This window comes from Bilophila sp. 4_1_30 (assembly GCF_000224655.1).
In the GTDB taxonomy this organism is placed as follows: Bacteria; Desulfobacterota; Desulfovibrionia; order Desulfovibrionales; family Desulfovibrionaceae; genus Bilophila; species Bilophila wadsworthia.
Genome location: NZ_JH114232.1, coordinates 848,291 through 858,022 on the forward strand (window position 1 = coordinate 848,291; position 9,732 = coordinate 858,022).

A 9,732-nucleotide genomic window follows, 5' to 3' on the forward strand; every position below is an offset into this window, starting at 1 on the left:
GAGGGCGGTCACGTAGCCGCCGCCGATCTGTTCGTAAGAAACGAGCTGCACGCGAGCAGCCTTGACCATAGCATCAGCGGCTTCGATGAGACCAACCAGACCACGGGTTTCGATCATGCCAAGAGCGTCCATTGTGAACTCCTTTTAGGATTGTTGTTAGCTTGGTTACCCGGAACGGAACGATCGGGTAACGCGTTACCGTGTTGTGTGCCGTTCCGTTTTATTGCTGTCCTCCGCGGTTCATGCCCAGGCCGACGACACTTATTTTGTAGATGTCGTCGCTGCTGCATCCCCGCGAAAGGTCATGCCAACCATGCGCAAAGCCCTGGAGCAGGGGGCCGAGGGCCGTCCAGCCGCCGAAGCGCTGCGCGATTTTATAACCGATGTTGCCGGCTTCAAGGGAGGGGAACACGAACACGTTCGCGTTCCCGGCGACCGGGCTCCCCGGCGCCTTGAGCCTGGCGACTTCGGGCTCGACGGCGGCGTCCAACTGGAGTTCGCCGTCTACAAGCAGATTGGGTTCGCGGGTCTTGATTTCTTCAAGAGCCGCGCGCACTTTGTCGACGCGCTCATGCTTGGCGCTGCCCTTCGTGGAGAAGGAAAGCAGGGCTACACGGGCCTCGTCGCCCATGACGCGCTTGTACACGTCGGCGGTGCTGATCGCAATGTCCGCAAGCTGCGCGGAAGTGGGTTCCGGAATGACCGCGCAGTCGGTGAACATGCAAACTCTGTTGTCCTTCAGCATGAAGAAGAAGCTCGACACGGTCTTGCTTCCGGCGGCGGTGCCGACCATGCGCAGGCCGGCGCGGATGACGTCGGCCGTGGAGGACAGGTTCCCGGCAACGCCGATTTCGGCTTCACCGCGGCGGACCATGAGGGCACCGGCAGCGAGGGGATTCTTGACGGCCTTGACGGCTTCCTCTTCCGAAATGTCCTTGCCCTTGGCCTTCTGGATGGCCATGTACTCCGCGGCATTGTGCTGAAGCAGGGCCGGGTTGTACGGATTGACGACCTGGAGGGAAACGCCGGTTTCGCCGCTTTCCTGCAGCGCGGTGCGCACCTTTTCAGGATCGCCGATGAGGATGGGTTCGACGAGGCCTTCGCGGATCAGTTTGGCGGCGGCGGAAACCACGCGCCGGTCTTCACCGTCGGAGTAGACCACGACACCTTTCCGGGCGCGGCATTTTTCGAGGCAACGTTCGAACACGCTCATTACAGACCAACCTTGCTGATGTCGCGGCCGGATTCGGCAACGACGGTCAGGAGCATGAGGACATAGATGGCGCTGCTCAGGCGGTTCAGGGACGCGAGGATGTCTTCGCGTTCCATGCCGACCTGAACATAGGCCACTTCAACTTCGCGGGCCTGGGCGCGCAGCCAGTTGAGCAGCGCGACGTTCGGGCCGAGAGCCACGTCGGGGACGATGTGGCCCTGGCCGAGGTATTTCATGGGATCGTGGGAGACGAGGCGGATCGCTTCGGCGTTCATGCCGCACAGGGACTGCGCGGGCACGGCTTCGCCGGAGACTTCGGCCTGGAGGATCTGCCACAGCCACACGTTGATGTCGGAAAGGCCGTTTCTGAGGACGGCGGGGAGCTTGTTGTTGCCGTCGAATCCGGTCTGCACCAGTACCGTGCTGGAAATGAGGGTATCCAGCTTGCCGCGCAGGAAAATGCGCGGGTGGGACTTGGAGACGACCGTATTGGCGTCAAGGTAGGTTCCATCGGGGAACGATGCCTGTTCGGCAGCCGGAGCGGCCGTGGCGGCAGGAGCCGCTTCCGCAGCGGGAGCCGCGGGTTTGGCTTCTTCGACAGGCGCCGCTTCCACGGTGCACTGACCGGGCAGGATCACGCGGCAGTTGCGACTGCGCAACAGCTCCGTGGCCGCCGGAGTCAGGCGTTCGCCGGCCTGAAGGCAGAATTCGCCTCCCTGGCCCAGCTCGCAACGCTGTCTGACATCTTCTTCGGTAAGAAAGATCATGATTGTTTCCTTCGTTATGGTCTAGGAACGCGGCTAGGCGGCTACCGCGACCGTGGCGCACCGCACGTGCCCGGAAGAGGAGAGTTCCACTTCCGTGCCCGCAGGGATGCTGAACACGTCGCCGTGGGCCGCGCTGAAGGTCGTGCCCTCAATGCTCAGGTTCAAGTCGCCTTCCAGCACGACGAGCACTTCCGTACGCCGGAACGTCCAGGAAAACGAGAGGTTTTCCCAATCCAGATAGCCCACGGAGGCGGCATCCCCTTTGGCGGGGGAAAGCACGTCCATGACGGCCACGCTGCCCTTCGCCCGGGAGCCTCCCCAGTACTGCGCTTTGCTGTCGACGTGGGTGACGCCTCCAGCCTGCCTGACGCCGGGGCGCGTCTCGGGAGCCGCGCAAGCGCCCATTTCGGCAAGGACGGATGCGATCAACCGATCGATCAACGCTTCGTCGGCGGTCCCTGCGGGAAGAGCCGACAGGACCCCGCGCCGGATGGCGACGAGGAGGTCATCGGAACGCTGCTCTGCCGGAGCGGAAGCCGCCACGGCCTCGGCGGCCATGGGGTTGCTGCCGGGGGTGAACACGACCGGAGGCACCGGCTGCGCCGCCGGAGCGACGGACGCGGTCAGGGCCTGCGTCAGCGGGATCAGCGCTTCCTGCAGCTGCCGGGCGGCGGCCGCAAGCTGATCGGCGGTCAACGCCGGCGTGGGAACGTGTACAGGTTCCTGACTGGCGGGCACTTCTTCCAAAACCGGCGAGACCGGCGGGACAGCCTCCGCCTCGGGCTCCGCCAGAGCGGAGGACGGGGCGACGGGCGTTTCCGTCGTCAGGGTTATGCCGTAATGCCGGGCATCGTCCTGGGCCTGCTGGGTGACGATGTCGCCCTTGGCATAGACGATGACCGACTCGCCGGCTTTCCATGCGAGCCGGACCGTTTCGGCAGTGATGATCTGTTTGGTCATGCCCCAATTCCTTTAGGTGGCGTGCGGCGTATCCTGTGCAGGGCGGCACCGTTTCCCGGTGCCTGTCGGCACGCCTCCGTTACGCGAAACGACTACTTCTTGGCCTTGCCCTTGGGGGACTCTTCGGCGGCGGGAGCAGCAGCTTCGCCTTTGGCCGCGGCCATACGAGCCAGCTTGGCGGCCTTGCGGGCGGCCTTCTTCCGCTTGATGTCCGCAAGCATGTCCATGAGGGAGTCGGGTTCTTCAGCGGGGCTGGGGATGATGTTGTACCCGTTCAGGCCGTTGAGGCTCTGGGCGAGCAGGGCGCCGGTTTCCACGGCGGCCTGACAGGCGGCCACGTCACCCTTGCAGATGACGCAAACGCGCAGCCCGTCGACCTTGTGGGCCGAGATGATTTCCACTTCGGCGGCCTTGGCCATGGCGTCGGCCACCTGAATGGCGATGACGAGGCCCGCGGTTTCGACGAAGCCGAGGGAAGGTTTATATTCCAAACTCATAGGTTACTCCTGACTGCCTTAGGCAATCTGCTCGAAGACGGTTTCAGCCGGGCTCGGGATGACGACCTTGCTCACGAGGAGGCCGCTTTCGGCGGCGGCCGTGGAGCCGGCTTCGACGGCGGCGTTGACTGCGGCCACGTCGCCGGTCATGAGGGCATAGCCCTTGCCGCCGAGTCCGAGGGCCACGCGGACGTCAAGGAGCTGCACGTCGGCAGCCTTGACGGCGGCATCGGACGCCACCACGATGGAGGCGGCGGAGAAGGTTTCGATGATGCCGAGCGCGCCGCGTTCCGTGATGCCCGTGGCACCGGCGAGGGCGCCGATCACATCCCGGTGGATGTTGGGGATGATGAACCAGTCCACCAGCGCATCGGCATGGGTTTCGCGTCCGGCATTCACGGAAGCGGATACGGCAGCCACGTCGCCGGTCACGGCGGCCACGAACTTGCCGGGGCAAATCGTCTTGAAGAACAGCGGATCGACCTGAGCGGTTTTCACCATCTGGTCAGCCGCGTCGATACCAGCGGCAATGCTGTTGAATTCCACCATTCCTACGGCTGTGTATGATTCAGACACAGGGCCTCTCCTTTTTTGTCAGGGGGCGGGCTGGCCGCCCCTTTCCGTATCGTGTTGCGGGCTACTTGCCGATGACGACGGCGCCGTCGACGCTCTTGACCACGCCGTCCATGCTGGCGTGGATACGGGCGCCGAGACCCTGTTCGGGGATTTCACCAATGACGTCGCCGCACTTGACGCGATCGCCGACCTTCACCACGGCCTGGGCCGGAGCGCCGATGTGCTGCCGCAGCGGGATACGCACTTCAGCCGGGGAGAGAGAGCCCAGATCGTTGGTGGGCAGCTCCATGTAGCGGCTGATGCCGATCTTGTTGACCAGGCGGGGCACGGGCACCCGGCGGAATTCACGCCACTGGGTGTAGGCTTCGTTCACGTCGCGGCTGCCTTCATACTTCATCCCGGCCGCGCGCAGCTCATTCTTGATGGCCTGGTTGATGCGGCGGGGGGACAGGCCCATGGGACAGGCCACGTGTTCGCACACGCCGCAGTCGCAGCAGAGGAGCGCGAGCCTGCCTGCTTCGGCGGTCAGCTCGGCGTTGCTGCCGAAGGCGCGCATGACGCGATGCGTTTCAAAAGGATGGCCGAGGAGGTGGCGGGGGCACAGCTCGGAACAGCTGCGGCACTGGATACAGGCCGAAGCGGCGCGGCGACGCATGAAATTGAGGGGCGTGGTCGCGTTCCGGTGCAGGTAGTGCCCGCGGGGCAGGATGATGAGACCGCCGGAGGTCTTGGTGACCACTTCCTTGGCGAAGGCGTCGGCGTTGTCCACCATGCGGCCCATCATGGGGCCGCCGAGAACGAACACGGGGTCGCTCACGGTGGGTCCGCCCGCAGCTTCGAGGCAGGCGGAAAGCGGAGTGCCGATCGGCACGCAGACGATGCCGGGCTTCTTCACTTCGCCGGTGACGGTCAAAAATTTGTGCGTGACGGGCTTGCCGTCAAGGGCGTGGGCCACGGACACGAGCGTGCCGACGTTGGCGACCACCGCGCCCACCATGAGGGGCAGGCCCAGCGGGGGAACGGAACGGCCCGTCACTTCGCGGACGAGGGTCTGTTCATCCCCGGCGGGATAGAAGTTGGGGAGCAGCGCCAGCTCGATGGGCCGATTGCCGATGGCATCGGTCAGGATCTTGGTGGCTTCCTTGTATTTTTTCTTCAATGCGATGACGCCGCGCTTGGCACCGGTGGCCTGCATCAACTCACTGAACGCCCGGACGATTTCGTTGGCGTGGTGAAGCATGTGATGCTGGTCGGTGTGCAGAAGGGGCTCGCATTCGCAGCCGTTGGCGATAACCGTGTCGGCGTCGGCGGCGTACTTGACGTGCGCCGGAAAACCAGCTCCACCTTCACCAACGATACCGGCCGCTTTCACCGCCGCTATGAACGCCTGTTTATCCATGCTATCCTCTCGTTACCCAAAACAGTTCGGCAGGCCGCGGCGCGTTTCCGCACCACGGCACTGCCCGGAATCTCAATTCACCGCAAAAGCCTAGCGTCCCATCGGGGCGAAGGGCTGGAACGGCAGCGGGAACTTGGCGTTGTTGAAGCCGTTGGGAGCCATGGGCTTCACGGTATTGAGGGAAACGCCCTTGTCGAGGCCGAGGATCTTCGCGGCGGTCTTGTACATGACCTTTTCGCGGACTTCTTCGCTGATGTTGAGATTCTTGTAGATCTCGATGGCGTCGGCCTGTTCGATGAACGGGTGCGCGGAGGCGAAGATGACCTTGTCGCCGATCATCTTGTTCAGGGCGTCGACATACACTTCGGCCATGGGAGCCAGTTCGTATTCGGACAGGTCCATGTAGACGTTGGCGTTGCGCATGCAGGCGAAGATGGCTTCGTTGACGAAGGGATAGCCGCCGTGGCTCATGATCAGGATCAGTTCGGGGAAGTCGCGGGCGACGACGTCGATCTGGCGGGGATCAATGTAGTCCATGATGGCGCGGGGAACCTGGGCGGGCGGGGCGGTGGTCACGAAGACCGGCACGCCGAGCTCGACGCACTTGGCATAGATGGGATAGTAGCGGGCGTCGCTCGGCGGGCAGTGGGCGAGATAGGGGTCGGTGGCGATACCGCGCATACCGAGGTCCTTGATCACGTGTTCGACTTCGCGAACGGCGTCCATTCCCTTGTGGGGGTCGATACCCCAGAAGCCGAGAAATTTGTTGGGATAGGCGCGGCAGAATTCAAGGATGCTGTTGTTGTTGGCGGGGAAACCGTAGGTGGTTTCGCAGTCGCGGCCGGAAACGACGCACAGCTCAACGCCACGGCGATCCAGGTCGGCCACGATTTCGGGCAGAGCCTGGGGGACGCGTTTGTCGAAGCCGATGGCTTCACAGGTGGCTTTGAACATCGAGCTGTTCTTGATGCCGTTAATGATTTCCGGCGTGTTCGGGCGGAAGCGGAAGTCGATTATTTTCATCAGTTGACTCTCCTGGCTTGGTGCACAAAAAGGTTTGTGAGCATTAGAGCAAATGCCGTTCCAGTTTTGCACAGACAAGGAGATTCCCCAACGACAGCAAGGAAATGGGGGCTAACAAAAAACGTTCCTGATTAGATCCGGAAAGAATCGTTTTTTGTTGAAACCTGTGCAACAGGCTGGAATACAAACTTTTTGTCCGCGTTATCGCCTTAAGGCCGTGGTATTGCATGATGCATAAATGCACCAATGTTGCAATAATGCGACCAAGTCGATGCGCATGCGCCACCGGTTTTTTCAGTTGGTGCGTTTTTGCATCATCTGACTTGTGAATAAAAACGCAATCGGATCGCTCCTTGTGCCGATCCGCAGCACAAGGGTCCTTATGCCATGATTGCATCGGTGAAGCAAGGGGAATCCGTATCTAGTGAACGTTACAAGAAAAAACGCAAAAGGCAAAAGAAAACGGATGATCTTGCGTATGGAGCGGGTGATCATATGAAGCAGGGAGGACGGAAGGGAGGCTGGGGATGATAGGCTGAGAGCGCGCAAGCGGGACGACGGGGAGTACAACAAAAAGGGGCCGGACGGCATCGTCGTCGGCCCCCCATGTTCGCGGCGGTTACAGGACTTCCAGCGTGTAGTTGCCGTTGGTGAACACGCAGAGCTCGGAGGCTATCTTCATGCTTTCCAGCGCGATGTTTTCGGCGTCAAGATCGCTGTGGCGGACGAGGGCTCGGGCGGCGGAGAGGGCGTAGGGTCCGCCGCTGCCGATGGAGGCGATGCCGTCGTCGGGTTCGATCACGTCGCCGGTCCCGGTGAGCACGAGCGTATGATCCCTGTCGGCCACAAGGAGCATAGCCTCCAGCTTGCGGAGGAACTTGTCGCTCCGCCAGTCCTTGGCGAGCTCCACGGCGGCGCGGATCAGGTTGCCGCCGGTCTGTTCGAGGTGGGCGTCGAAGCGTTCGAACAGGGTAAAGGCGTCCGCCGTGGCCCCGGCGAATCCGGCGACGATCTGATCTTTATACATCCGCCTGACTTTCTTGGCGGTGTGTTTCATAACGATGCTCTGTCCCATGGTCACCTGCCCGTCGCCGATGAGGGCGACGTGGCCCTTGTGGCGCACGGCGAGGATGGTGGTTCCGCGAAGTTCCATGAATGATCCTTTGTTCTCGGTAATGGTGAGGAGGTTACCCTTCCAGAATAACCACGGCGGCGGCATTGTCACGGGTATGGGTGAGCGTGAGGTGCAGCTTTTTTACGCCGAGGGCGTCGGCCTTTTCCCGAGCCTTTCCGGACAGAACGAGCTCGGGCTTCCCGGAGGGCAGCGAGCGCACGGCTACGTCGCGGGGGCCTATGCCTTCGGCGAAGCCCGTACCAAGCGCCTTGACCGCGGCCTCCTTGGCGGCGAACCGTGCGGCCACATAGGAAACGGCGCGCGCGGACGGGGAGGCGGGATCGCCGGGAACGGCGCTCCGTTCGTCGTCCGCCATGATGCGGTTGAGAAAATGCTCCCCGAAACGATGCAGCGAACGCTCCATGCGGGAAAGTTCGATCAGGTCCAGTCCGATGCCGATGATTGCCATATGCGCCCCCTCGGGCAGCAGGTTGCCGTCAGCGGGGTTCGAAGTCAAGTTGACGCTGTGCCGCCGGATGGTTACACGTGGGAGAAATGACGGGGCTCCGTTTCCGAATCCTGTTGCGCCGCCACCGCGCCCGGCGTCCCGTCCGTACTGTTTTGCCAAGGAGCATCTATGCGCATATGCATTGTCGGCACCGGCTACGTCGGTCTTGTGAGCGCGGCGTGTTTCGCCGAAATGGGCAATGACGTCCGCTGTGTGGACGTCAACCCGGAAGTCGTGGCCCTGCTCGACAGCGGGCGTATCCATATTTTCGAGCCCGGCCTCGAAGACCTTGTCAGCCGCAACCGGCAGGAAGGCCGCCTGCGGTTTACGACCAGCCTTGCGGACGGATTGGATGACGCCGAATTTGCCTTCATCACCGTAGGCACTCCCTCGCATCCCGATGGTTCCTGCGATCTTTCCTTTGTGGAAGGCGTGGCCCGCCAGATCGGCGAGCACATGCGGGGGCCGCTCATCGTCGTGGACAAGTCCACCGTGCCCGTCGGCACCGCCGACCGTGTCCGCGAGCTTGTCGCCGCCGCCCTCGCCGCCCGTGGAGAGGACATTGCCTTCGATGTGGTGTCGAACCCCGAGTTCCTCAAGGAAGGCGACGCGGTTTCGGATTTCATGAAGCCCGACCGGGTCATCGTCGGCACGTCTTCCGAAAAGACGGCCTCCGCCATGCGCGACCTCTACGCTCCCTTTGCCCGGAGCCGCGAAAAGCTCATCGTCATGAGTGTCCGCAGCGCGGAAATGACCAAATACGCGGCTAACTGCATGTTGGCGACCAAGATTTCCTTCATCAACGAAATCGCCACGCTGTGCGAGAAGGTCGGCGCGGACGTGCGCGACGTGCGTACGGGCATCGGTTCGGATCACCGCATCGGCTATCAGTTCATCTATCCCGGCATCGGCTACGGCGGATCCTGCTTCCCCAAGGACGTGAAGGCGCTCATCCATACCGCCCATGAGGCAGGTATGCGTCCTGAACTCCTGGAGGCCGTCGAAGGCGTGAATGCCCGTCAGAAGCGCTCCATGGCGTTCCGGGTAGCCGATTATTTTGAGCCGCAAGGCGGGGTGTTCGGCAAGGTGCTCGCCTTGTGGGGGCTTGCCTTCAAGGCCAATACCGACGATATGCGCGAATCTCCGGCGCTTGCCATCATTGAGGAGCTGACCTCACGCGGTATGCGCGTCCGGGCCTATGATCCCATCGCTGGCCCCAACGCACGGAAGCTGTTGGCGGACAATCCTCTGGTCTTTATCGAAGACGATCAATACGCCATCTGCGAAGGTTCCGACGCCCTGCTGGTAGCCACCGAGTGGAACCAGTTCCGCAACCCCGATTTCGATCGCATAAAGGAATCCCTCGTCGCCCCCGTCCTCTTTGACGGGCGCAATCTCTACTCGCCCTCGGTCCTCGGCAAGCGCGGCTTCGCGTATTTCTGCGTGGGGAAGAAGTAGGGAAGAGGCGAGGTAAGGATGTGAAGAGCGGGGGAGGGGAGGCCGCGCGGAGGGAGTCCGTTCCGCTCTTAGGTTGTTAGGGGTGATTGCCTTTTTGAAAGAGCGCCCGCCCGTTAAGAGATAAGAAAGCCGACTGGGAAATATTCAGTCGGCTTTCTTTGTTTCTTGATTTTCTGAAAGGCCGTCCCGCTTGCCTCCGGGGGAAAAACGACAAGAG

Annotated in this window: 11 protein-coding genes; 1 reads left to right on the top strand and 10 read right to left on the bottom strand. The window is 62.2% G+C overall.

Annotation, left to right across the window (positions count from 1 at the left end):
• The 10 genes from HMPREF0178_RS10395 to acpS all read right to left on the bottom strand — a co-directional run.
• Nucleotides 1-132: BMC domain-containing protein (locus HMPREF0178_RS10395; protein WP_009733373.1), on the bottom strand; the 132-nt coding region annotated here is incomplete at its 3' end.
• A gap of 88 nt (nucleotides 133-220) precedes the next feature.
• Entirely contained in the window at nucleotides 221-1,213 is a 993-nt protein-coding gene (pta, locus tag HMPREF0178_RS10400) for a phosphate acetyltransferase (protein WP_009733374.1), read from the bottom strand.
• The gene (locus tag HMPREF0178_RS10405) at nucleotides 1,213-1,980 is read right to left on the bottom strand and encodes a cobalamin adenosyltransferase (RefSeq protein ID WP_009733375.1); all 768 of its coding nucleotides are present in this window, start codon (nucleotides 1,978-1,980) and stop codon (nucleotides 1,213-1,215) included. Before HMPREF0178_RS10405 ends, pta begins: the two co-directional genes overlap by 1 nt.
• Nucleotides 1,981-2,013: 33 nt before the next feature.
• A complete protein-coding gene (locus tag HMPREF0178_RS10410) occupies nucleotides 2,014-2,940 on the bottom strand; it encodes a hypothetical protein (protein WP_009733376.1) in 927 nt (308 codons plus the stop codon).
• A gap of 92 nt (nucleotides 2,941-3,032) precedes the next feature.
• On the bottom strand, nucleotides 3,033-3,437 hold the full coding sequence (locus HMPREF0178_RS10415) for a BMC domain-containing protein (protein WP_009733377.1): 405 nt from the start codon (nucleotides 3,435-3,437) through the stop codon (nucleotides 3,033-3,035).
• A gap of 18 nt (nucleotides 3,438-3,455) precedes the next feature.
• Nucleotides 3,456-4,013 (bottom strand): BMC domain-containing protein, encoded by a 558-nt coding sequence (locus HMPREF0178_RS10420; protein WP_009733378.1) that lies wholly within the window; start codon nucleotides 4,011-4,013, stop codon nucleotides 3,456-3,458.
• Nucleotides 4,014-4,074: 61 nt separating this feature from the next.
• Complete coding sequence (locus HMPREF0178_RS10425) at nucleotides 4,075-5,412, bottom strand: 4Fe-4S dicluster domain-containing protein (protein ID WP_009733379.1); 1,338 nt, start codon at nucleotides 5,410-5,412, stop codon at nucleotides 4,075-4,077.
• A gap of 90 nt (nucleotides 5,413-5,502) precedes the next feature.
• Nucleotides 5,503-6,435: an amidohydrolase family protein gene (locus tag HMPREF0178_RS10430; protein ID WP_005024919.1), complete on the bottom strand. Its 933-nt coding sequence runs from the start codon at nucleotides 6,433-6,435 to the stop codon at nucleotides 5,503-5,505.
• Between the two features lie 619 nt (nucleotides 6,436-7,054).
• Nucleotides 7,055-7,588, bottom strand: coding sequence for an ATP-dependent protease subunit HslV (hslV, locus tag HMPREF0178_RS10435; protein WP_009733380.1), 534 nt, complete (start codon nucleotides 7,586-7,588; stop codon nucleotides 7,055-7,057).
• A gap of 34 nt (nucleotides 7,589-7,622) precedes the next feature.
• The gene (gene acpS, locus HMPREF0178_RS10440; protein WP_009733381.1) at nucleotides 7,623-8,018 is read right to left on the bottom strand and encodes a holo-ACP synthase; all 396 of its coding nucleotides are present in this window, start codon (nucleotides 8,016-8,018) and stop codon (nucleotides 7,623-7,625) included.
• A gap of 168 nt (nucleotides 8,019-8,186) precedes the next feature.
• Here acpS and HMPREF0178_RS10445 point away from each other — a divergent pair, with 168 nt between their 5' ends.
• Nucleotides 8,187-9,515, top strand: a complete 1,329-nt coding sequence (locus HMPREF0178_RS10445; protein ID WP_009733382.1) for a UDP-glucose/GDP-mannose dehydrogenase family protein — start codon at nucleotides 8,187-8,189, stop codon at nucleotides 9,513-9,515.
• Nucleotides 9,516-9,732: the final 217 nt, after the last annotated feature.